Source organism: Vibrio sp. CB1-5 (assembly GCF_059412285.1).
The window spans coordinates 1-25,164 of sequence record NZ_JBJHPB010000040.1; the positions used below are offsets into that span (position 1 = coordinate 1).

The 25,164-nt window shown below is 45.6% G+C and carries 17 protein-coding genes and 1 pseudogene; 8 read left to right on the forward strand and 10 right to left on the reverse strand.

Features of this window, described 5'->3' with window-relative positions:
* The coding region (locus tag ACJB0T_RS20370; protein WP_495292930.1) for a porin at nt 1–1,137 on the reverse strand (1,137 nt) is incomplete at its 3' end.
* A 2-nt stretch (nt 1,138–1,139) separates the two neighbouring features.
* Entirely contained in the window at nt 1,140–1,580 is a 441-nt protein-coding gene (locus ACJB0T_RS20375) for a hypothetical protein (protein WP_479294430.1), read from the reverse strand.
* A 141-nt stretch (nt 1,581–1,721) separates the two neighbouring features.
* On the opposite strand from ACJB0T_RS20375, the gene ACJB0T_RS20380 reads away from it, so the two are divergent.
* The 3 genes and pseudogenes from ACJB0T_RS20380 to ACJB0T_RS20390 form a co-directional block, all read left to right on the forward strand.
* Complete coding sequence (locus ACJB0T_RS20380; protein ID WP_479294432.1) at nt 1,722–4,481, forward strand: hybrid sensor histidine kinase/response regulator; 2,760 nt, start codon at nt 1,722–1,724, stop codon at nt 4,479–4,481.
* A 130-nt stretch (nt 4,482–4,611) separates the two neighbouring features.
* The gene (locus ACJB0T_RS20385; protein ID WP_479294434.1) at nt 4,612–5,316 is read left to right on the forward strand and encodes a DUF445 domain-containing protein; all 705 of its coding nucleotides are present in this window, start codon (nt 4,612–4,614) and stop codon (nt 5,314–5,316) included.
* A 177-nt stretch (nt 5,317–5,493) separates the two neighbouring features.
* Nucleotides 5,494–6,060 (forward strand): annotated as a pseudogene (locus ACJB0T_RS20390) (MATE family efflux transporter); the annotation flags it as partial.
* A gap of 20 nt (nt 6,061–6,080) precedes the next feature.
* Here ACJB0T_RS20390 and ACJB0T_RS20395 read toward each other — a convergent pair.
* On the reverse strand, nt 6,081–6,980 hold the full coding sequence (locus tag ACJB0T_RS20395; protein WP_479294436.1) for a LysR family transcriptional regulator: 900 nt from the start codon (nt 6,978–6,980) through the stop codon (nt 6,081–6,083).
* A 107-nt stretch (nt 6,981–7,087) separates the two neighbouring features.
* On the opposite strand from ACJB0T_RS20395, the gene ACJB0T_RS20400 reads away from it, so the two are divergent.
* Complete coding sequence (locus tag ACJB0T_RS20400) at nt 7,088–9,106, forward strand: alkyl/aryl-sulfatase (protein WP_479294438.1); 2,019 nt, start codon at nt 7,088–7,090, stop codon at nt 9,104–9,106.
* Nucleotides 9,107–9,171: 65 nt separating this feature from the next.
* Here ACJB0T_RS20400 and yegD read toward each other — a convergent pair whose 3' ends face one another.
* The 3 genes from yegD to lpdA form a co-directional block, all read right to left on the reverse strand.
* A complete protein-coding gene (gene yegD / locus ACJB0T_RS20405) occupies nt 9,172–10,524 on the reverse strand; it encodes a molecular chaperone (RefSeq protein WP_479294440.1) in 1,353 nt (450 codons plus the stop codon).
* 178 nt (nt 10,525–10,702) lie between these two features.
* A complete protein-coding gene (locus ACJB0T_RS20410; protein ID WP_479294442.1) occupies nt 10,703–11,503 on the reverse strand; it encodes an acyl-CoA thioesterase in 801 nt (266 codons plus the stop codon).
* 252 nt (nt 11,504–11,755) lie between these two features.
* Entirely contained in the window at nt 11,756–13,165 is a 1,410-nt protein-coding gene (gene lpdA / locus ACJB0T_RS20415) for a dihydrolipoyl dehydrogenase (protein ID WP_479294444.1), read from the reverse strand.
* A gap of 194 nt (nt 13,166–13,359) precedes the next feature.
* On the opposite strand from lpdA, the gene ACJB0T_RS20420 reads away from it, so the two are divergent.
* Both ACJB0T_RS20420 and soxR read left to right on the forward strand, forming a co-directional pair.
* Nucleotides 13,360–13,722 (forward strand): hypothetical protein, encoded by a 363-nt coding sequence (locus ACJB0T_RS20420; RefSeq protein ID WP_479294446.1) that lies wholly within the window; start codon nt 13,360–13,362, stop codon nt 13,720–13,722.
* Nucleotides 13,723–14,279: 557 nt separating this feature from the next.
* Nucleotides 14,280–14,717, forward strand: coding sequence for a redox-sensitive transcriptional activator SoxR (gene soxR / locus ACJB0T_RS20425; RefSeq protein ID WP_479294448.1), 438 nt, complete (start codon nt 14,280–14,282; stop codon nt 14,715–14,717).
* A 50-nt stretch (nt 14,718–14,767) separates the two neighbouring features.
* Here soxR and ACJB0T_RS20430 read toward each other — a convergent pair whose 3' ends face one another.
* The 4 genes from ACJB0T_RS20430 to ACJB0T_RS20445 all read right to left on the reverse strand — a co-directional run bounded on the left by ACJB0T_RS20430 (nt 14,768) and on the right by ACJB0T_RS20445 (nt 21,100).
* A complete protein-coding gene (locus ACJB0T_RS20430; protein WP_479294451.1) occupies nt 14,768–16,441 on the reverse strand; it encodes a flagellar assembly protein A in 1,674 nt (557 codons plus the stop codon).
* Nucleotides 16,442–16,751: 310 nt separating this feature from the next.
* Nucleotides 16,752–18,824 (reverse strand): tRNA(Met) cytidine acetyltransferase TmcA domain-containing protein, encoded by a 2,073-nt coding sequence (locus ACJB0T_RS20435; protein ID WP_479294453.1) that lies wholly within the window; start codon nt 18,822–18,824, stop codon nt 16,752–16,754.
* A 78-nt stretch (nt 18,825–18,902) separates the two neighbouring features.
* Complete coding sequence (locus tag ACJB0T_RS20440; protein WP_479294455.1) at nt 18,903–19,874, reverse strand: ParB/RepB/Spo0J family partition protein; 972 nt, start codon at nt 19,872–19,874, stop codon at nt 18,903–18,905.
* A gap of 8 nt (nt 19,875–19,882) precedes the next feature.
* Nucleotides 19,883–21,100 carry a ParA family protein gene (locus ACJB0T_RS20445; protein WP_479294457.1) on the reverse strand — a complete coding sequence of 406 codons (1,218 nt, stop codon included), beginning with the start codon at nt 21,098–21,100 and terminating at the stop codon, nt 19,883–19,885.
* Nucleotides 21,101–22,336: 1,236 nt separating this feature from the next.
* Here ACJB0T_RS20445 and ACJB0T_RS20450 point away from each other — a divergent pair.
* Entirely contained in the window at nt 22,337–24,307 is a 1,971-nt protein-coding gene (locus tag ACJB0T_RS20450) for a replication initiator protein RctB domain-containing protein (RefSeq protein WP_479294461.1), read from the forward strand.
* 502 nt (nt 24,308–24,809) lie between these two features.
* Nucleotides 24,810–25,010 carry a PA3496 family putative envelope integrity protein gene (locus ACJB0T_RS20455; protein WP_112460366.1) on the forward strand — a complete coding sequence of 67 codons (201 nt, stop codon included), beginning with the start codon at nt 24,810–24,812 and terminating at the stop codon, nt 25,008–25,010.
* Nucleotides 25,011–25,164: the final 154 nt, after the last annotated feature.

Genomic DNA, 25,164 nt, shown 5'->3' on the forward strand with positions numbered 1-25,164 from the left:
TTCGGCTAGAGCCACCTCGACATGCTTACGCAAGCTATGCTCCCGTAAGCTCACTAACGTGTACACACTGGCGCTATTATCTGGCAAAGGTGTAGACGGGATCGTAATCGTTCTTTCTGGTGCAAATGGACCTGAGCCATCATTGAGTATTTGAACATACTGATACTCAGCATTTATCGAGACGTTGCTCAACAGATCGTATCTAACACCTAACGTCGACGTCATATTGGAACGTTCTCCGTCTTGATAGAGCTGTCCGTATGCTATGTAAGGAGTAAACGGCGCCATTCGATAGCTAGCTAAGCCATACCAATCCATACGCCGCGATTCTGTCTTTTGGAACTCAAAGGTTGTTTTGAGGGCGCCGAACTCATACTCAGTGCCGATAGAATATATTTTGACCGTATTCCTTTCGGTGCCGCTAATTGGAAACTGAGTTTCGAACGGTACGGTAAAAAACCCTGTCCCCGAGGAGGTCACATCAAACTCACCATCCATCACCGAGAAATTCCAACGATAATAATCGCCAATCAGCTTTGCGTTTAACCCGTAAAGACGATCGGTTTCAAAATCGAGCTCAAAGGTTGGGCTAAACACAACCTTATTATCGTCATTGAAGCCCACGTAAGGGGTCAACGAAAGCTGAAGTTCATCAGTTAAGTAATGATTCCACGTAACCGCAAAGCCGTTATAGCCAGTAATCCCAAGAAAAGCGCTGTACACTTCTGTAGGTAGCCTTGCAAGGGTATAGGCCTGCCCTACATAAAAGTATTCAGATGCCAAATACAGAGGCAATCGTTGGCGCCCCGCTCGAATATCAAAATCACCCACTTCATAGCCAACGTATGCCCACTCCAGGGAAGGGTTGCTCCAATTGTCTTGCGGTCGTTTTACACCTTGAACTGATGCTTTAAACCCGTTGTTGTAATAGTCCAGTTGCAAACCAAAGGTAGTATCACAATCAAAGCAGTTCTCGTCTTTGATGAAGCGATTAATAAATAACGGAGTATCGTTGTCAGAACGAGCCCAAGACGTAGAGCCAAAGCCACTAAATGAAATCGTATCGGTGAGTTCAATGACAGCATAAGCTGGTGCGCAAAGTGAGGCTAGTATAAGTGCGTGAGACAGTTTCTTTATCATTACTTGCCCCCCTCGACCACGTATAACACATTAGCACCATCAGGCAGCTCGCCAAGTGGTGCATAACCAATACGCTCAGGTTTCTGGCTTAGCCAGTCAACCATGGCATCGATATTAGCAGCATCAATTTCTTTTGGAGGGCGAGCTTTACCGGAGAAAGAAAGGCTTGCCCAATAGGCATTCATCTGCGCCACATCTTTTCCTAACAGTGATTGATAGAACTCTGCACGCTCAGATGAGCTTTCAGGCCAATCAGACAACTCTACTCGCTTACCTTGCAAAGACTTGGTTTTACCTCGATACAGCATGCGCGCTTTACTTCGGCTAAGCTCGCTGAAGCTTGAGTTCATTGAAAAGATGGCGTAGGAGTCTGACGCGCTCACTTTAGGCGTGTAAAAAGAGGCTGTGAATATCAGCAGGGTGGCCACCAACAAGCCCATGATATTTCCGAGGTTTGTGCATTCGAGCGAATGACGTTTTTTAATCATTATTATTACACTCTAGCGGATTCCTTTCCTAGACTTACGATAGATTAGTGCACAAGCAGTGATGTTCAAGAATATTCGCTAGGAAATCGGAATATGAATGCGTTAAACAAGATGTCGATCAAAACTCGTATCATTTTAATGGCGGTATTGCCTTTGATTGTCATTTTGATTTTTTCAGCTTGGGAGGCATTTAGAACCCAAAATAGCTTACAGCAAATGTCCGTGCTTTCTTCACAATCTCAGGTGCTTAGTCACATTGCTACCTACAGTGATCGTCTCCACCAAGCCCGACTAGAGAAACTGCAACGAACTTTCGAAAGTAACAAAAGTGTCATATTTCCTAGCCTCAATGAGCCACTGGATAAATTACAAGTTATCTTAGATAACGCCTATTACTTACCTGACCTAGAAACCGTACAAAATACACTTAATGAGCTGCGAGAAGCGCAAGCGGAAATAGAATTTGTTGAGAGTATCGAGGAACTCGAAGATTGGAATTCCTGGGTAGAAGACTTAGTTTCAGTATTTGTTGCCAAATTTGAAAGTGTTAAAGCCGACACCGGCTCGCGAACTATCGAATCTCACTTGAGTACTCTGTTTACATTGGAGTGGATCCGCCTCTGGGCTACCGAGGAAAACTGGTTAATTCATATAGACATTTATCAAGGTCACGGCACTGGACACCAGAAGCACGCTACCCACCATGAGCAGCTCAACACTTTGTATGAAAGACAGCAGTATCTTATTGATCGCTTTTTAAAAATTAATGCCGATGCATCACAAGTCAGTCTATTACTCAGAACCTTTTCTGATGACTCGTTTAGCAAAAGCATCGAATTTCGCACCAAAATACTGAGCCCGATCGAAGCTCGACCTAAGCTGGACGAAATCATAGCTGGTGTCGAAGCACTGGATAGACGCCTCAAACTGATTCAACAGGCAACCCATCAGATTAACCATCAACTCGCCAGCGAGATGAATGAAGGCATCAGTGCTTTAGAAACCAGACTTTGGATTACGATTGGCATTACCATCACTGTCATGGCTGTGCTAATGCTCTTGAGTATCAACATCGCACGTCGCATCATCTTTTTCCTCAACAATACCCTAGATACCTTCGAGAAAATCGAAAAGCACGATAGCGATGACATATTAGCCTCCACCGAGGGCCATGATGAGTTCAGTCATTTCGGTAAGAAAATGAACACACTGATTAACGAGCGCCGTGAAAACGAGAGACGTATGGTTGCCGCTAAGGAAGAGGCGGAACGAGCCAACGTCGCAAAAAGCTCATTTCTGGCTAACATGTCTCATGAGATCCGTACACCACTCAATGGCATTATTGGTATGTCCGGGATCTTGTCTGATTCACCATTAGATCCCGTGCAGCGTGACTACCTCAATACAATAGAAACTTCGTCACAAACGCTGCTGATCTTAATCAACGACATACTAGATATTTCCAAGATCGAATCTGGTAACTTACTGATTTCCTTGCACAGCTCCAACTTGCGCGAGATCGCCTACGACACCGTGGCAATTGTGATGTCCAAGGCAAAAGAAAAAGATCTCGAACTGCAAGTTCGCTTTTCTCCAAATCTACCGCACATGCTGATCATCGACGATCACCGCTTAAGACAAATTTTGATGAACCTGATGTCCAATGCCGTAAAATTCACCAGTGAAGGGCACGTCAGAATTGGCATTCAAGCAGATCCACTTAGCAAAGAGCGTTGCTTGCTCACTATGAGCATTGAAGATACTGGCATAGGCATCGACAAAGACAAACAAAACTCCATTTTCAAACCTTTTACTCAAGAAGATAGCTCAGTCACTCGTCAGTTTGGTGGAACCGGGCTTGGTCTTGCTATCTCTTCTCAGTTGGTTGAGCTAATGGGGGGGGAAATCAAAATTAACTCCCAAAAAGGCCAAGGCAGCCGTTTTTACTTCACTATCGAGTCGGGCATTGCACAGCAAAATACTGCGACGACCGAAGCGCTTAAAACTCGCTCGTTTGTCATCGTGACCAATGGCCAACCAATGGCAACATTAGTTATGGATGAGCTGACTCATTTTGGACTCAATCAACAAATCGTGACTGAAACTGCCGATAACATTCATCAAGCAGATGAGAACACTCTGATCATCTACTGTATGGTGAAGCAAAACGATACGCGCAGCGAACTCATGAAGATTGGCTTAAAGTGGCGCGCAAGTCCTATCGTCTTGGTACAACCACAAAACGCGGTCGGTGGTGATTATCAAGGACTCATTTCTGGTTTGGTGACCTTCCCACTACTTGGTGCACGGTTGATAGAGGCTCTAACCAATGCACCTCAGCAACATCAAATACAAGGAAAACAAACGGCTCCAGCACTATCGATTGTTGGCGAACCAGTAGATCCTATCATCGTCAACAGGGATACCACTGCCACTACAGTGCACACACTACAGGAAATAGCGAAAGATCCGGACAGTCAGTCAATATTGCTGGTCGAAGATAACTTAGTGAACCAAAAGGTTGCCTCGCTGCTACTTAAAAAATCAGGCTATCACGTGGATATCGCCAACAACGGTCAGGAAGCATTAAACTTCCTTTGCGATGACAACAATTACTATCACGTGGTGCTTATGGACTGCATGATGCCCGTCAAAGATGGTTTTACCGCCTCTGAAGAATTTCGTCTCTATGAGCAGCAGTACAACAAAGAACGCACGCCCATCATTGCTTTAACCGCGAGCGTGCTCGACGACGACATCCGCCGCTGCACCGACAGTGGAATGGATGACTATGTCTCCAAACCCTTCAACAAATCCGTACTACTGGAAAAAATCAAAACCATTCGCGAGTAAATGCGATACCATCAACGCAATTAACTCCGTATTGAATCTTTTTGTAGCGCCGTTTTTTTTCTAAAATTGGCGCATTATTTTCCAATGACAACGGTTTGAAACCAAGCCGTTTAAGATCAAGAAAACCACCATGAACAAAAGCTTTATTACCAACTTCATCGCCTTAGCCCTGCTTGGCGCAGGCTACCAATTGGACAACAGTTGGCTACTTTATGCTGGCCTATTTGCCTTCTCTGGTGCCATCACCAACTGGCTAGCGATCCATATGTTGTTTGAAAAGGTACCTGGGCTTTATGGCTCCGGCGTCATCCCAGCTCGCTTTGAAGATTTTAAACTGGCCATCAAGAATCTCATGATGGAACAGTTTTTTACCAGCGAAAACATCGACCGTTTTCTTAACAAAGAGATGAGCTCAGGTATCAACATCAATCTAGAGCCAGTACTAGAGAAAGTCGACTTTAACCCAGCTTTTGGCTCTCTGGTTGAGGTCATCGAGAACTCTCAGTTTGGAGGTATGCTCGCCATGCTCGGCGGCTCGGAGGCACTTCAGCCAATGAAACAGCCATTCGTCGAGAAAATGCAGCAAGCCGTTATCGACATTAGCCAGAGCGACTCGGTCAAACAGGCGCTGATTGAGCAGCTTGAGTCCCCAGCCATGCTTGATGAGGTGAAGGGCAACGTAGAAGCGATTATCGATCAACGCTTGAGCGAACTGACACCAAAGCTAGTGAAAGAGATCGTTCAGAAGATGATTAAAGAGCACCTGGGTTGGCTAGTTGTCTGGGGCGGCGTATTTGGTGGTGTGATTGGGGTTATTTCTTCGTTGGTGATGTAAAACACCTTCTAATCAACCATTCAGAAAATAGCAAAAGTTCGAGCTAGAAATAGCTCGAACTTTTTTTATTTCCGAGAACCATACTACGGAAAAGTGCTTGCTCCAAAACCTTAACAACCACAAACCGATTGGGATCTGATTGAGTTTGGCACAGCAAACTTGAAAGTCGGTCAAACCCTGTTTAGCCAGTTTGGTGAGAGTTATATTATCGCTTACGGCTTAACAGCTAACGTCGGTGTGTTTGCTCTGTTTGTCATCGTTGGTATCAACCAAGCTTGTCAGCCAATCATCAGCTTTAACTACGGTGCCAGCAAAACCGAGCGCGTTTACAGCACACTTAAGCTTGGACTGGTCACGTCCATTGGCAGTGGACTACTATTCTTGTCGATTATTTGGTTCACATCGCAAGACATGGCACGGTTTTATTTAGGTGCAGAGTGTGAATTGCTAGAGCTTTCAGCCACAGCTCTGCTGTTTTTCTTTTATGCCACGCCGTTTATGGGGCTTAACCTAGTCGTCGCCAATCTATTTCAAGCTATTGCCAAACCGAATCAAGCCACCATTACCTCGCTAGCTCGTGGTTTTGTGTTTGTCGCTCTGGGGATCGTGATTCTGCCTGGCCTGTTCCCTACCAATGGTATTTGGGCAAGTATCCTATTTGCCGAGGCCGCGACAGCACTCATCAGTCTCGTATTACTGTTTGCCTTCTTAAGAAGGCAACAGATGACCCTATCGGAAGCATAACTAGATCTGCTCTCTTACGATCAACCTTGAACGTAGGAGAGCAATTTATCACGCAGCCATATATTGGCTTTGCTATTTTGCTCTCTCTTATGCCCCATCAAAACATAGTTTACCGGCAATGAGCTAAAGGGTACTGACAAGATCTGCAACCCAAATTGCTCGGAAAACTGCTTTGCCATGTTCAAACTCGTCATACCAATACTTTCGCTGCTCCCAACCAACGCCATTAATGCTAGAAGTGACTCACATTCTGCGGCGACTTTGCGCGGCTGAATATGCTCCTTAGTAAAATAGTCCACCAGAAAAATCTCTTCGCGGCGCAGTTTGAGTGTGATGTGTTTTTCTTGGTAATACTCCAGAGCACTGATCGCCCCCTGAATTCGAGGATGTTGCTTGCTGGCTATCACACAAATCTGGTCTGAGAAGAAGGGCTGGGTAAAGTAGCTTGATGTCGAAGACTCAGAAAACTCAATCGCTAAATCAGCTTGCCTTAGATTGAGCTTTTCACGCAGCTGCGCTTCGGTCACGGTTGTCGGAGACAGCACAATTTCGCAGTTGCCTAGACTTTTATCGGCTTCGATTTTCGGCACGAGATTAAGCATCACAGGTTCCGTGGCGTACACCACAAACCGACGCTTTCCTTCAACAGAAAACTCTTGGGCGTCATTCAATGTGTTTTCGATGGCTTCCAATGCAGGCTCTATTTGACGCGCCATCTCATGCGCCAAATGGGTTGGGGCAATCCCTCTCCCATCTCGAACAAACAGTTGTTGGCCTAACTGGTTCTGCAGCCGCTTGAGAGCACCGCTGACGCCAGGCTGAGTATGGTCGAGTACTTCTGCCGCCACAGTAATGGATTGAAAGCGATACACAGTCAAAAATACACGCATCAGATTAAGATCAAAATCAGACAGTTTCATATACATAGCCATCAGTTATGTTTTAACTAAATTTATATGCATATTTGGTTATGAGTCAAGTCGATATAGTGGCCTTGTTTCCTGTTAATACTGTGATGAGGTTTTCTATGCTTCGAGCGCTTACTCCTTCAACTATCGCTATCGCTGTTATGGCGTCATTCGCCGCTAACGCTGACTACGCTGGCCTTGAGGACTACCAAGGTAAACCTGCAAGCTCCCATACGCTGGAGGCCAATCAGGCGCTTGCTTCTACACTACCGTGGCAAGACACGTCTGCATTTGACCGCACCAAACGTGGCCTTATCGCTGAATTTGGTACCCATGCTGCGGGTGAGCTTAAAAACCGATTTGAGTTTATGGCCGAGCTCTCTGTCGATGAGATCCCACCGACAGTCAATCCATCAATCTGGCACCAAGGTATGCTCAACTATGCCGCTGGTGGCCTTTATGAAGTGACTGATGGTGTGTACCAGATCCGAGGCGCTGATCTCTCTAACATGACCATCTACCGTACAGATAATGGTTATGTGATTCACGATCCTTTGCTATCGAAGGAAGCGGCTGTGGCCTCTTGGGACTTTGCCAAACAACATCTACCAAAAATCAACGGTGAGCACAAAATCACAGGCATGATTTACTCTCACATGCACGCGGATCACTTTGGAGGCTCTCGTGGTGTCTATGAGTCTGGTGACTTCAGCGAAGGTGCGCCAATCTATGCGCCAAAAGATTTCATCAAGGAACTTGCTGACGAAAACGTGATAGCAGGTACTGCGATGGGACGCCGCGCCAACTATCAGTACGGCACAACACTGGATAACGACGAAAAAGGCATTGTCGACAACGCACTTGGTCTCGGTACATCACGTGGAGAAGTCACGTTGGTAGCACCTACCACTGAAATCCAAGAACGCGAGAAAGTGATCACAATCGATGGTCTTGATTTCCATGCCATCAACATGCCTGGCGCAGAAGCACCAGCTGAGATCGTGCTTTATGTGCCTCAATATCGCTCTCTAAACACTGCTGAGCTGACTTACGACGGTATGCACAATATCTACACCTTCCGCGGCGCTAAAGTTCGTGACGCGCTGGTGTGGACGAAATACCTGACAGAGCTAAAGATGCGTTACGTTGATACGGGTCTTGTCGACAACATCCACGCTGCGCACTCCGCGCCAGTTTGGAATGATGCGAATACCCCGCAAAATGAAATAGCCGATTATATGACACTCCAGCGTGACAACTACGGCTTTATTCATAACCAAGCCATGCGTCTCGCAAACCACGGGGTAACTATCCACGATGTAGGGCGCGAAATAGAAAACCTTGTTCCTGAGTCTCAAAGGCAAACTTGGCACACTAACGGTTATCACGGCTCTTACAGCCATAACGCTCGTGCCGTTGTAAACCTATACCTGGGATATCATGATATGAACCCAGTGAACACCAACCCACTGCAAACACAAGACAAGTCATGTGTGTATGTGCAAGCAGCCGGGGCAGATGTTCTATACAACGCAGGCATGGAGCACTTTAAACAAGGGGAGTATCAAGAAGCTTCTCAGCTGTTTAACGACCTGGTGCAATGTGACCCAAACAATGTGACGTACCGCTATGCGCTTGCAGACAGCTTCGAGCAGCAAGGCTATCAATCTGAAACCATGGCTTGGCGAAACTCTTACTTACAAGGTGCGGTTGAGCTTAGAACTGGCGAGATCCAACCTTCTATCAAGTTGGCCTCAGCAGACGTGATTGCCAATACACCGACGGGAATGTTCTTAGACTTCATTGCCGTTAGGCTCAATGCAGAAAAAGCTGAACAAGCTGGTTTAGACTTTAACTTTGGTTTGTATCATCCAGATGTGGAAGAGCGCTACTACGGCGAAGTGTCTAATGCCAATATGAGTAACATCGAAGTCGATACTCTACCGGAAACCAATGTAGAACTTATCATCCACAAATCGGATCTTACCCGAGTGGCACTTGGCCAGACATCACTTGATGAGCTGCTGAAATCAGGTCAAGCAGGTATCAAGGGCGATGCTGAGCTCATAGGCAAGCTCGCGGCTTCACTTGATGAGTTTGATGGCATGTTTGAAATCTTACCTATGCCGAATAAGTAAGACGAACCACAAACGAAAAACCCAGAGCCTTGCTCTGGGTTTTGTCTATCTGCGCAGTGGTCTTGTTATCTAAAACAAACATCTGCCCATCGTGCCAACCCTGCTGTAACCGAGCCAAAGTAGTTGCCCGAGACTACTGGAATGTTTGGCAGCACATCTTGCACCGCTTTACGAAGTACAGAAGAGCGTGCCGAGCCTCCCGTCATGTAAATGACATCCGGCAACGTGCCCGCTTGTTGCGCCGCTTCTTTGACCAAAGCTTGAATTTTCTTGGTCGGATTGTCGATCGCCGCCGCCATATCTGCCTGACTGATGTCGATCCCCACATGTTCACTATAGAGATCAAGCATCGCTTTGTACTCGGCATTTTCTTCAAGGGCAATCTTGGCTTTTTCAGCCTCACGAATCACCGCATAACCCAAGGTTTCTTGATGCAAAGCAACCAAGCGATTCACCTTTTCTGGCTCTAACGCCTCTTTTGCCAATAGTCTAAGCTCTTTCAAATTGTCATGAGCATAGAACTTTCTTTGCGCTTGAACGTCGTTAATCGCAATAGGGTTCCAGAACTGAGTCACTGGGATATCTAAACCGGATAAACGTTTTGTGCCCATACCAAAGGCATGCATAAAACGGCGAAACGCTATGTAGATATCCAAATCATTACCGCCGACAAGTTGGCCTGTGTGGGCAATGAGCGATTGCTGTCTGTCGTCTTTTCCAACCCAGGATGGTCCCATCTGTATGTAAGAGCAGTCAGTTGTACCACCGCCAATATCAACCACCAATACGTTTTTGTTTTCTGTCAGAGTCGATTCGAATTCAAGTCCAGCGGCGACTGGCTCATATTGAAACTCGACATCTTTAAAGCCAGCGCGATTTGCGGCGCGTAATAGTATCCCTTCAGCTTGCTGGTTTGACGCGTCTCCTCCGCGACCTAGAAAGTTCACCGGGCGTCCAATCACGGTTTGATCAATTGTGCGCTCAAGGTTCGTCTCTGCTTTACGCTTGACGTTACTCATCATGGCGCAAACCAGATCTTCAAAGAACGAAAGCTGCATATCGCGCAGCCCCATTGCGCCTAAGAAGGATTTTGGCGACTTAATGTAATAGACATCTTTCGGGTCTTCTAAATAGAGGTTCAGCGCTTGCTCCCCAAACAATACATCGCTCGAGATTACCTCAATGCCTTCTTCACGGTTCATCTTAACTGCACGGCGCAAAACGGCCTCACCAGTGTCATTAGATGGACGAATGTCTAAACATCGAAATAGGTATTCTGATACCGTTTCAGCCGTTGGTGCACAGAGTGTTGATGCAATGTAGCAGTTATCCCCTACCAGCGGGATTTGCTCAACGTTGCCATTGTTTAAGTGTGCAACGGAGCAGTTTGCGGTTCCATAATCAAAACCGATAGCCATAGAAATTACCTCAACACATGAAAAAGGCCGCAAAGGATAGCAGCCTGACAATGAACTTCAAGCGCGAAACCTTACGCCCAGCACCACTAGACAGGTCAAACATAAAAATAGGGCTACGACCTGTCGCCGTAGCCCTACTTGCTTTGTTTACACTGTAAAACACGCTTAATCAAAGTACCTAGTCAAAGATAGCGATACTCTGACGACTAACCGCAACGAGATCGCCGCGATTATTCCAAATATTGGCTTGGGCGTGAGCATAACCCTCTGCGGCTTGCCTTGTGTGTGATTGATATGCAAACCAATCGTCAGGCTGCACTGAACGGTGAGGATGAATAAACTCCAAATTCCACATCATGGTACTGGCTGGTGCAGGCGTTGCCATCATCTGCAATACGCCGGGGGGCCAGGCATCAACCAGGCAGATTAAGTGCGCATCAGAGATGAATTCAGGAGAGACCTTAAAGCGCATCCAACCCCATGTATGTGAGTCTTTACTTGCGGTGAAAGGTAGGTGACCACGGGCAAGTGCTAGATCAATGTGTGACGTATAGTTAGGCGCACCTTGCTCAATCGATGGAAATCTTGGTAGGTCATCGGGTACTGGCATGATGTGGTTATCATTGTTGTTCACCACAATTTTGGACTCACGGTCGGAACCAAAACAGCCTTGTTGGAACACGGCCACGTGACCGTTTTGCACCAAACGCGCACTGAGCTGTGAAACACTTTTACCTTCCCTAAGAATCTCGACCTCAAAAGTAAACGGCACATCCACCAAAAGGGGGCCAACAAAATTGGTGTTAAGCGAGCGCAGAACACGCTCGCCAGTCAAGTGAGACTGCATCACGGTATACAGCAATGAAGCGGATAACCCCCCAAAAACGGTTCGCCCCTGTCCCCATGACGCCGGGATCGACATATGCTCACCAGTTTTCGCACACAGCTTGGCTTTTGCGATTAATTCGTCGAAGTGCATCCCTACCACCTTATGTTAACACCTTGTTACTCAACAATAACTGGTCGGATGGGTTGCTGCAAGGGGAGTAACGCAATTTTGTTACAACCCACGCATATTCTCGATTAACACTTCACCTTCAACTCACACGAGGATTTAACATCAATGGGAGCACGCAAACACGCCAAATTACAGTGTAAATTGCTACTAGAAAGGCTCATTGAACTAGGGAAAAATTAGTCTCAGGGGACGTTACTACGCCCCTTCTAGGTCTTACTTTGTTCTTTTGGGCAACATATCCGTCATAGAGCCTTCCACAACTTCAGCAGCAAAAGCAAACGTCTCGGCTAGCGTAGGATGAGCATGAACCGTATGGGCAATATCTTTCGCCCGCCCGCCTAGCTCTAGCACTGCAGCGGCCTCATGAATCAACTCTCCCGCGTTTTCACCGCAGATCCCAGCACCGATAAGTGTCCCCGTTTCCTTATCAAACAACGCTTTCGTCACACCATTAGTGGCATTCACACTCTGAGCACGTCCACTCACCAACCAAGGCACCTTGCCCACGCTGTATTGCAAACCTTGCTCTTTAGCCTCTGTCTCGGTTAAGCCTACCCAAGCAAGCTCTGGATGCGTGTAAGCAACAGACGGGATGGCTACAGGGCTGAATGTGGAATCTAAGCCAGCGATGTTCTCAGCTGCAACTTTGCCTTCATGAGTGGCTTTATGTGCAAGCATTGGCCCATCGACAATATCGCCAATGGCATACACATGACCCAAATTGGTTTGCATTCTATCGTTAACTTTAACGCGCCCTTTCACGTCAAGTTCAACGCCAAGCTGATCTAAACCAATGTTATCGGTATTCGGCGCTCGGCCTACTGCAACAAGCACTGCATCAAACAAGCTGGGTTCTGGGGCTTTTTTTCCTTCAAATGACACTAAGATGCCATCTTCTTGAGCATCCATTTGAGTCACTAAAGTTTTGGTGAGTGTTTGATAAGTTTTCTTGGTTGCACGTTGCAAGGGTTGCACTAAGTCTTTGTCTGCGCTTGGAATGATATGTTCTTGCGCTTCGACGATCGTAATGCTCGATCCCAGCGCTGCATAGACTTGCGCCATTTCGAGTCCAATAATACCGCCTCCGACGATCAGCAAACGTTCTGGCACGAATTCCATTGCCAGAGCATCAGTTGAATCCCAAATGCGCGGATCATTTGGCGCGATCGCAAGTGAGATCGAGTGTGATCCCGTCGCGATGATCGCGTGCTTAAATTCCACAAGTTGATCGCTATCACCAGTGACCGATAGCGTATTCACTGACGTAAACTGCCCTCGCCCATTTAGTCGCGTAACTTTCCGTGCTTTCGCCAGCCCAACGATACCTTTGGTGAGTTCGTTAATTTTTAATTGCTTATGCTCACGTAAAGCCTCTAAGTCTATTTGGGGCTCCGCAAAGGTGATCCCCATGGATTGACCAAGCTTTGCTTGCTCAATCAGTGATGTCGCATGCAATAGAGCTTTGGAAGGGATACACCCCACATTGACGCACACCCCACCTAATGTTTCTCTACTTTCGATAATACACACTGACAAGCCCAAATCTGCGGCTCGAAATGCTGCGGTATAACCGCCGGGTCCACCACCGAGTACTACAACATCTACGTTGATAGATTCCGTCATGCTGTTTCTCCTTGAATATCTGGTTGGATTTACTGGAAATTTGCTAAACGAGCCCCAGTATAGACTGGTTAAATGTCTGAGCAGTGTTAAATCTTTCGGCTAAGTGACCTAGGTTTCAAACTTCGCTTTATCTGTCATAAATAGACGTTAGTATTAGCGCTCCCATCACTAGCCAACGAATCACTCAATAAACAATGCGAATCAAAGCACTCACCACTATTGCGGCGCTTACCCTTTCTGGTTGCTCATCCTATCAAATGAACCAATTGGGATTTCGCTCGTCTCCCGTTAATGTTTACCCAAACTATATGGATACGATTGAGCTTTGTGAGGTCGCAAACGGTTACCGCCCTACCAACCAAACCATCGTTTCGGTAGGAAGCGAACAATCAAAGCGAGGACTGACTCATGATCGTTGTGACGAACTAGTCAAAGAACTCTATTTCAGCCGTTTCATTAAGAGCATTAAGATCACCCGTCCAGAAATACCAGCAGAGCCCGTCCCGACACCTCTGCCAGCCAAGCCTTTGCCAAAGCCCGAAGCCAAACCTCAATAATACCGTTACCGAGATGCTGGTTTAGTAAAACGAGGTTGGCATGTGCTTAAGATACTTGTGCGATGTAGCCCCCACATGGTGAACGTTGCGAATATGATGGCCAGTGCGCCAACCAAAATGCGAATAAGCAAAAAGAGAGTATCCAAACCGAGACAGCGTTATGACTACTCTCTAGTTGCGAGCTGTTTATCATCCCCCCTCCTATTACAACGCTACTTGCTGCAAGCAGTTTTACTGATTGAGTCAGCGCTAAATTATGTTTGCGGAGATAACGGTCGATAGACGTCGCAATAAACGGTGTCAGCACGAACGACATTACTGTGCATGCTAAGGTCACAACAGCCAAAAACGTTCCATTGTTTCCTTGTTTAAGGATGAACCACGGTAATGCCATCAACATCATTCCCGATACTATTCCATCAAACATCAACCCGAATAGGTGCAGTCTTCTATTTTTTCCATGCGATTTCTTCCCTAACCTTGTGACTGTTCTCAAGGTTAAAAGCTCAATATAACTTGAGGTCAAGCTATAATTGCATAAAAGATAAGGAGTATTTATGGAGCTTTCCGTAGGACAAGTCGCTAAGCGTGCGGAAGTCGCCGTTTCTGCGCTGCACTTTTACGAGCAAAAAGGGATGATCACCAGTTGGCGTAATCAAGGCAATCAACGCCGGTATGACAGTTCGGTACTTAGACGAATAGCAGTAATAAAGACAGGCCAACAATTAGGGCTTAGTTTGGAAGAAATCAAGCAGGCGCTTTCTAGCTTGCCCCTCAATCGGGCACCTAGTCAGGAAGAGTGGCAACAGATGGGCCAAGATTGGCGTTCCTTATTGGATGAAAAGATTTGGTTGATGACAAAGCTCAGAGACGAGCTTGGCGAGTGTATTGGCTGTGGCTGTTTATCACTGTCTAAGTGTCGACTGCGTAATCCACAAGATGCTTTAGCAGATGCGTTAGGCAACGGCGCCACACTATGGAAACAGCAAAAGTGAGACGCGCTTGTCTGAATTGTGTAAGTCTCACGCACTCGCATCTGATTAGGCTACACCAATATATCTTCTTCTTTCAGTTTAGGTGCAAAGGTAATTGTCTGTTTGTTAAAGCTAAACGTAGCAGGTCCGTGTGTGGAGCGAGTCGTCACCTTTTCGTCATCAAACTGAACCGTAACGCGGGTATGAGTTTGTATCACTGACTTGACAGTATTCAGCTCGAGTTTCGCATACAGCTCGAGCTCGATGCGTTCTTTCTCTTCATTTAGTGCATCTAATGCCTCGGTATCGGCACTATTAAGCGCAGCGAGCTCGGCATTTTGCTCATCACTTCGGCTCGACTTAGGGATTTTCTTAAGCTCAATCTCACGCCTGATGGCGATCATTTTACGCTCTTGTAGCTCTGTGTAGCGTTCTTGAAATTGCTCAAGTTTCTTAGCGTAATGTTCATAGTTAGCAAATGCTTGAATGTAGGTTGCGGTATCACCTTCAACACCAAGGTGGTGACATTGAACCTTGCCGCCAACTTTTGCTTCACCGCCACTCAATGTGCCCTGCTTTTTGTTACTACCAATCACCAACAAATCGCCAGAGCAAAGTATGTCGTTATTCAAACTATGTACGGTGAAGTGAATATCACCTTTGGCGGTGATCTCCGCAAACTGTGCGTAGTTGGCAACGACGTCACCTCCAGACTCCAGTCGGCAGGATTTCTGTTCACCATCATTAACATTGTGGCCGATTATACCCTTCGCGACTGTAATATCACCTTTGGCTTTTAGAAATGCCGATTCGACAAAACCGCCGACGGTTATTGTGCCAGTCGCAGTCACCTCCATATTCGGCTCCACATTGCCAGAAATCACAACGCTGCCCTTGAACTTAATATGACCTGTTGAAATATCAACATTACTCAGACAAAGCGCTTCATCTATTTCAACACCAGAGGCTTTGATGATTGGCATACCGGACATCGTTGACAATAGAGTGTTTGGGTTGTCTGGTGAGAAACGAGTGCCGGCGCCAGGTTTTAGAGGTAGGTCTTTCACCGGCCTTGGTGGAATAATGGCGCCTGTGACGGTATAGCCGTTTTCTCCCGATATCGCAGGAATGCGTCGCATGACTTGTTCATTTTCGCCAACAGTGACAACAGCGCCCAAGTCTCGCATATCGACTTTGCCGTTGGGGCCAGCTTGCTGAGGTTTTAACACTCGCTGCTTGGGATCGGCAACCAAAGGAATAAACTGGGCATCTTTGCCTTCTTTTGGCCGTTTACCTATCGCTACTGGCTGGGTGTAGGTTTCGCCTTTCTTCAACTGCTGACTCAGCAACAGTACTTTTTTAAGCGCTTTCTTGTTGAGGCCTTTGGTCACTCGAGCGTTGGTCAACGCAGAGATAATGTCATTCGGGGCTAAAGCTTCGCCTGAGTACGCACCGGTTACTGTAATGCTCGCTAGCATATCTTGCTCTGCTAACACGACTTCCGCGGTGGCGTTGCGTATTTCAGCGAGCGTCAAACCCGAGAACGCTTCTCCTTTTGCTGCTTGTGCCGATTTGACAAATTGGTTCACTGCACTGTCATCAACCCAGTAATCCTGTGCGTTGATTTCTTGCAGTGCATTGCCAAGCAAAGTGATTTCTAAAGCCAAACCTTTTTCATACTCTTTTGGCAATCGAGCGATGACCTGTTGCTTATCTGAAGAGAGAGATAGAACACTTTTCCACATGACTGACGACCACTTCCTTATGCGAACTCACACTCCTCGGAACTCGTTGCGAGTGTGATCATGCTTCAATAACTCATGCTATCTTAGTGAAGTCTCACTACTGAGACTACCGTTATCAGCAAAAACTACGGTAGCGCTCACGGTAAATTGTTCAATAACTTGAACGAGATTCTAGAATAAGGTGCGGTATCGAATAGAGATGCAGAATTAGTTTGAAGCAATTTACAGTGTAAAAATGAGCAATGATGGATTTACACTGTAAACACCAACGTCGTTTACAGTGTAAATCTGATTATCACCTGAACTAAGTCTATTTACACTGTAAAACCGTCAACAATTGAGAGAGCTCTTCGCGAAATGCTTGCTCGGCTTGTTTCTTTCCAGCAAAACCAAAATACTCCGCGACCTTTGTCCAGCTCCACTCTTGAGCAACGACAGCAACAATAAGCTGACTCACATAACCAGCATTAAAGGACAATAATATCAGTGGCTCCAAAAACGGCCGAACCGAATTAAAACTGTTCCCTCCTCTTGCATAGTTTGATACCAAGGGAGAAACAGAGATCAGCGACAAAGACTTAGACTCTGCGCAATTTATTAAAGAAAGAGCAAGCGACGGTTCAACATCTTGAGCATGCGAGCGAAGAGCATAATATAAGGAACCACCAAACTGTTTGCGAGCTTGATCAATCCATTCAATGCTCTCTGTGGATAGAGGACGAACAAAAGTACTGCTGTAAGTACCACTGGCTTTATCTTTCGCACTACCAATACGAACAGGAACAAACTCATTTCTATTCCAAAAACGAACTAGCTCAGTTGTCACGCCAAAATTTGTTGCTAGATAGTCAATGTCGCCTTTTGCTACTTGAGACAGCGCAGTCAACATTTCGCTTCCTAGTCCTTTCCCTTGCAACAGTGGATGAACAGCAACACGCATAACGCGAAGGCAAGATTGCAACGCGGCAGCCGATAGTCCGAGGTGGTTTGATAATTCCATTGGAACCAGATGGCCAGCGGGGCGAGCCCGACCTAACTGAACACGTTCAATGAGATCCTGGTCTAACTGCCCTTCCCTGTTCACCAAAATACTACCAACAACGATGTCGTCGTAACTCATGATATACAGCTTCATGGTCTTACTGTTTAACAACCACATTAGGTCATTCGGCGAAGTTTGATAGTGAGCATTAACCAGCAAAGCGAAAGCCGCATCAAGACGCTCACGATTTGAAGACGCGCTGGCTGCATCGAAAGATTCCCACGTTAGTGCTTCGCGTCGGATCGGTTGTTTAATCATTGGCTCTGGTAGTGAGCTGAGTTCAGCATTCAGTAAAAACGTTGATGCGGCCCACTGCTCTAACAAATCATATTGACTCCAGCGAATTGGAGTGTCGAGATGATAGCTCTTAGCGCCTTTTCGATATTCAGTTAACCACGGCAGAAACTTAACACTAAAACCGCGGCCACATCCTTCATAACCATGTATGGTGGTACTAATGACCATTCGATGATAGTGCTCCACCATCTGCTTTAACATCGAGATGGGTAGTGCAGCCGCTTCGTCAACAAACAACAAATCACAGATTGGCTTAGTCTGTAGCAGTTCATCTGGCGCGATAAACTCAAGTGTTACGCTAGCGGTAGGTAAACTTTGTCCTGCCAATTCGCTATTGAAGTGCGCTAACGCCGATACCACCGCTGATTTGCTTGGTGCGGTAATCAAAACGCGAAGGGGCCGCTGGCCATTTAGTCTTGCAGCAGCAATACCCAGTGCACTGCTTTTCCCGCGACCACGATCTGCCGTTAGAATAAGCGGGCGTTTTCGGTGTCCCGAGACAACATGATGAATAAGCTCAATAGCTCGTTCTTGTTGTTCAAATGGATTAATAGCGCTATTCGATGCAAGGCGAGTTTCATCGGCCAAACAAAAACAACTTGGCTGAACCACTTCTAAACTGCGCTCTTCTAACACTGGCAGCTCTGATATCGCCTCTACCAACCAAGGATGAAGTAATGACTTTTCTGCCTGCAATAAAATAAGCATTCCACCGCCAACTAACGTACCGAGCGCAGCATTAAAACTATTGGCATCAAACTGGCTATCGATGGAAATCACCAACAGCTGAGTATCTTGCCCTAAAAGGCGTTTACCTTGATTAGGGGAAATATTAACAAGCCCGTCTATTTGTGCTGAACCGATATGGAATCGAGATTGCTGAGGAAAGTGGTCCAAAACGTGCGAAAGCAACGTTTGCTGCCATTGTGACTCACCGTTTAATACCGTTACGGCTCGAACAAATTGGGACTGAGCTAACTTCTGTAACTTGATGATTGAACGTAACTGAGAGTCAATACGAGAGGATAGAGAGTGATTTGCCATGGCGACGTCATTGTTAGAAACCTTGGCCAATCTTAGCACAAAAAAATACCCCGCTCTTGCGGGGTATTCATGTGGAACCTATTGCATCTTTTGTTTTAAAAACTCGAGAATTTGTTCCATGGTTTGGTCATCGACCTTTTTGAGGTTTATCGCTAGGTTTGGCCCTTTGCGCGTATAACTTGCACGGCCTTTCACTAAATCAATCTTAGTCACTTTGGCACGCTTTGGTGGCGCCAGCTCATGGATCCAGTTTTCTAGTGTTTCAGACACATCTTTAGTAATACGAGCAACACCCTGGGCTTGGCTAGTTTGCCAAACGTAACCATCCGACTGCTGACAGCGATCAATCAGCTTTGTTTGGTTGTCTTTGTCGAGCTCACTAAACTGCTTATGCAGTCTAACAATCGTTGGACGGCCCAAATCACTCACGTTTGGATAAGCTTGAAGAAGCGCCAAAGGCAAGTCTGCGGCTTTTAGAGCGCCACTGACTAATGCTTCGCTGCATTGAAACATTTTAGCCAAAGCTTTTTGGTCTTCTGCCTCGCCATTTTCAAGCTTGGCAAGCATCTCTTTGCCTTTCTCATAGAGCGACAGAGGCTTATGAGCGTTTGCAACATCAGAGAGGAACTTAGCGTGTTCAGAATTAATGTTTTCAGCAACGTAAATCAAAAACTCTTTTTGCGCCAAAATACACGACATACGACGGCGACTACCATCCAATACTTCGATGGTACCATCAGCTTGACGGCGACCAACCGCTGGGTATTGCTGACCTTTGTCGCGCAACGTTGCCAATACGTCTGACAATGCATGCTCGTTTAAAAAAGACTGCTCACGTGCATTTTCTTGGAAAACAAACGTTTTAGCTTCTACTTCATCTGCAGGCACGCGCACCAATTCAAACGACACAAGCTCTTCACCCGCTACAGACAGTTCAATCACTTGCGCTTGTTCTTTAGCGGCAGTTTGTGCCTCTTGCGGTGTCGTTGCACGGCGTTTGTTTGCTTTACCAAATAGCTTCGCGTTTAGATCTGAAGTTTTAATTGCCATTTTTCAAATTACCCTTGATTCAGTGAAGTCCAATTGCTATGCAATACTCTTTCTAACTCTAGTGCACTTTTTTGAACAGCGTCTTGAGCAACCGCCAACGTTTTCTTGCCGCCTTCAAAATCAGATGCCGTCAGATCGAAAACTGTACTGTAGGTGTCAGCACAAGTCTCAAATGCACGACTTCTTGGGATAGTCGCCATCATCACTTGGTCGCCTAGTAAGTAGTTCATTTCTGTTAGTACTGACACTTGCTTCTTGTTGTCATCTTCAAACATCGTTGGCATTAAACGAACGAACTCTAGCCCCTTCCAGTCTTCGGGGAACATCTCATACACCGTTGGCAAATGCTGGAAGAAGTTGACTGTAGATGCCCAGTCAAGGCGCTTCGCTGCACATGGTATAAGCAGTGCGTTAGAGGCATACATCGCATTCCATACCAATGGATCCACGTGAGGACCGGTATCAATCATAATGACATCGAAGTCTTCAGCAATCTTGTCGATCAACTTCTCTTTCAGAAGTTTAACGATGTCGAGAGATTGGCTTTGCGACAGCGTTTGCCATGCTTCAGCGTTAAACATGGCATCTTCTGGAAACGCAGATACCGTTTTAAGGTTTGGATATTGCGTTGGCAGTAGTACGTTACGACGAAGAAACTCTAAGTCAATCTCTGTACCTTCTGGGACATTTTCCAACATCACATCAACCGCAGAATAGATATTCTCGTGGTCAGCAACACTGATTTGCGGGTTTAGGAACAAGCGAAGTGAGCCTTGTGGATCAAGGTCAATTAGGCAAATACGGTAACGTTTGTCGAGGTTCAACGCTAAGCAAGCCGCCAAGTGTACCGCACTCATAGACTTACCCGTACCACCTTTTTGGTTCTGTACGTTGATGATCCATGGTTTGTTATTGGCGCTATTCTTGCGCTCGTGGAACTTAGGCACATCAGCCGCGTCCATTAACATATGCGCTTCTTGCAGCGAAATAGAGTAATGATTGGCGTTGTTTTTCGTAAACTGATGACCGCCCTGCTCCATTTTACTGATCGCATCATCTAGCTTTCTACGAGTTAGGCCAGAGCGCGTTTCCATCATCGCTTTTGACATCGCTGGGAAGTGGTCATCACTGCGCTCTTCCAAAACGATTTCAATACGATCCGCTTGTACTTGCTGAGTTTGCTCAGCAAGTTGGTAGAGATTATCTATTGTTTGTTCTCTTTTCATACCCAAGTTCCAACCAAGTAACCTAATTGTTTATGTACAGCAATATCGTACAATCTCAAGAAAAAGCTGTCCACTCATCAACATAGATTATTTGCATTAATTTGACTGGTATCTAGCTCTATGATGATTATTTGCGCAAAGTATCACCAAATAGCGAAGATTTCAGTTAAGAAAAGTACCCTGAAAACTCGAAACTTTAAAAGTGTTACCGCGTCACTCATTTACAATGTAAAGACAAATTCGCTCGGAACGATACAACTTAGCTTATAAATTACGGAGGTTGCTCGTTTGAAGAGATGTTGAGAACGACGTCTTACACCTAACCGTTAATAAGGTTGAGATATTGACTGTCTTGATTAACCACGAACACATCTCAATCACTAGATAAAATCATCAATGGAACAATGATCAAGGGAATACCTTGATCATTGTTTCGGGAACTAGGTAGACTATGAAAGCATGATCAAGGAAAATTCACCAATGAGAGTAGCTCTACTTAATCCAGTTCGATGATCATCTTTAACGGAACAATGATCAAGTGAATGAGCTTCTCGGAAGCATGTAAAAACTCGGTTAGATTACGGCTTAAGTCCCGCGAAACAAAGGATAGTGCTCTAATTGGTGGATATATACACAGAAATCGAAACACGGCAAACATTGGGCGGAATCACTTGATCATAGTTCCAGAGATACCGCCGCAAAATGATTAACAACAATAGATTACCCAGACTCGAAGGCTTGCACTTATTCCTGTATTACAAAGCGACAATTTGATTATTTGTTCTTCAATCACGCTTCACTTGATCATGCTTTCGGAGTAAAACTTGAGGATTGACTAAGATATTCTCTAATCTACACACAGCTTTTCTACCATTTCTGTGGATAACTTGTCATTAGATGATGATCATCGATCCGAAACCATGATGATCAAGCTTTCAAAGTAACGGTGATCATGCATTCGAGATGAGTTGATCATGCTTTCAAAAAGTGATGATCATAGTTTCGTAATAGTGTTGATCATGGTTCCGTATAAGCCTTAGTTCATTTGCTTTAATTTCAAGGCCTTATGGGTAAAAGCTTTCACAGATCATAAGATCACTTAATCAAATAAGATCAGTATAATCATTAAGATCAGTCTTTTTATCAATAAACAAAATAGCGCTTTATTTATGATCCAATTTTCATTATTCTATGGAACAATATCGAATTTACGGATAATGTGATCTAGATCCAACCATGAGCAGTGAAGATAAAATCTTGATTAGATCCCCAAGGGATCACAAAGGCGGACACCTCTTTGAAGTCACGGAAACAGCCGTTGATTGGATCGAACAATATCAACATTTCAAAGGCGTAACCAAAAGTATCCTAGAGTTATTGAATCTGATTTCCCTACGTGGATTCAGCTCTAAAGATGGTTTTGTTTCGACAACAGAACTGATTGACGCAACAGATGGCAAGTTAACTCGCGCAGCGATTCAACAGCGATTGCGCGCCGCAGTAAACATCGGTTTGTTTAGCCAGCATGGTGTGAGATTTGAAGAGGGGCTTGCAGGTAAAACCATGCTTCATCGCTTCATCAATCCTAACCAGCTTGTATCAGTACTTGGTGCAACAAGTCTGGTAACGGAGTCCGTTAAACAGTCAGAGAAACAAAAAAAATCCAAAGCACTCGCTCAAACTCAAGTTAACAAACGTCTTCTCAACGAACACGGCTTGTATACGCCACCAGCAATGCGCGATGAAGCAGATCAATTTGTTGTCTCTCCTACGAATTGGGCAGGGATCATCGATCAAGCACTCGCACCGCCTAGAACGCGTAAAAGTTATCAGAAATCGATGGTATCGATCTCTGGAACGAAAGCTGTGATCGAAACGCGCTCTTCCAAGAACATCATGACTGTTGATGATCTCATGACACTGTTTGCGTTGTTTACCCTTACTGTTCAGTATCATGATCACCACCATGAAGAGTATCATCTTGATGCGAAGCACGTGCCTAACAAAACGCCGCTTTACATCACGGACATCCTGTCATTGCGTGGCAAAAAAGACAGTGGACCAGCACGCGACTCTATTCGCGACAGCATCGATCGCATTGAATTTACCGATTTCCAGTTACATGAACTGACCGGACGTTGGCTCAGTGAGAACATGCCGGAAGGCTTTAAGAGTGATCGCTTTAGATTTTTAGCAAGAACGATAACCGCATCTGAAGAAGCCCCCCGTGAAGGCGCGGATGGCGAGATCAAGATCAAGCCAAATCTGTACATTTTAGTATGGGAGCCATCGTTCTATGAAGAGTTGCTGACTCGAGACTATTTCTTCTTGTTCCCACCTGAGATCTTGAAGCAGCACACGCTCGTGTTCCAACTCTACTCTTACTTTCGTAGCCGTATGGCCCGTCGTCATACCGATTCATTGATGCTGTCAGATTTGAATCAAAAATTGGCGCGCAATATTGAATGGCGCCGTTTCTCAATGGATTTGCTGCGAGAGCTTCGTAATCTTGCGGAACATGTGGAGTCACCGAATAAGTTTGATGTCAATTTGTGGGGCTATCATTTAACGCTGATGTGCCACGATCCGGATTCAAAACTGCCTGATTTCCAAGTCGATATCCGCTGTGACGTGGAAGAAGTGTTACGCTATTCACGTGCTCGTACCACCAATGCGGGCAAACGTAATATGGCACCAACGCTACCCAACCCACTACGAAATGAGCTCGTGACTCGCAAACAGCTCGATGAACTGTCGACCATCATTGATGGTGAATTTGAACCTATACAGCGCAAAGCGCCCTCTCCTAGAGGCAATTTGGGCCGTCGAGTTAAGCAACGTAAGCATTTGGTCGAGATCAATGCCGATGAGATCACCATCATTCTATCCAAGTACACCTCACCAGAGGCTCTAGAACGCAGTGTAACCGCTTTGTCTGCCATGACGGGTCATTCGATAGCTTCGATTAAACAAGAGTGCTCAGAGCTCATGGAGAAGCTTGATTGGTTGCGTGTAGATGGGGATATCATCGCTTATGAAGTACTGAGCCGCGTGGTTGAGCTTTACAATTCTCGTCAGGAGAATAAACACTTATCTATCGAAAGGCTGATTTCAGCACTCGCGGTACGTAAGAAAGTATGCAAGCAGGTGTACGAAGGCCATATCGATGAGTCTGTGTTCCGAGTTTTGGATGAGGTTTCGGTTTAGCGATTTTCAGTACTGAAAAACCTTGTTACATAGCGAATTCGATTTGTTGGTTTTTACACATAACGCTGACAGTCTGCTGACATAATAACCAGTGTCTCTGGCTATTATTTATCCCGAATAGACAACCTTTTGTCCTTTCTAATGAAACAAGTAGATTGGCTCATATTGTTACATTCATTCTGATATATTTTTTGGCGAGTTCGTTTGGACTCGCTTTTTTTTATCAAAAATTCACCGATATGCTCAGAGTTGCATCAGGCTACAGGACAATAGCATCAAGGGATAGCGCTAAAAAAAGGAGATCTGGATCAAGTCGATTTTCCGAGGTGGAATCTCCTAAATGTACTGCCGTCTTTCGCGGATTTCAAAGTTTATAAACTCCTTTCTAATACTTCTGATGAGAATTTCCGAGCCAATCACATTCTGACTCAGTTTTTCTTAACAACAATTTTGTCGTTTGCTACAGATTAGGTGTCCAGACATGGTTCATCAGGAGGTAACAATGTCCATCAATTCAATCGACCATGACCAAATGACATCCATCACCAACAAGTGGGATCAATCTGAGGACTTTCAAGAGGAAACACGTCCTGCAAAACAAGCGAAATCCGCTGATGCACGACGCCGCATTGAAGCATTAAGAGAAATCAGAGAGAGCGGCCTTTCGTTAGAAGAAGCGAAAGAATTAGGGCTTATCCACTAAGCAACTCTATACAATGGGCAATGCTATACAATGGTGATGGAGCAAAAGAGTAGGGTGGCATAGGCCACCCTTAGTTTTATTTAACACCCCACCGCAACGCTCGTCAGCACCAGCCGGTACTGCTTTCATTTGAGTTTGCTACACCAACGGTGAT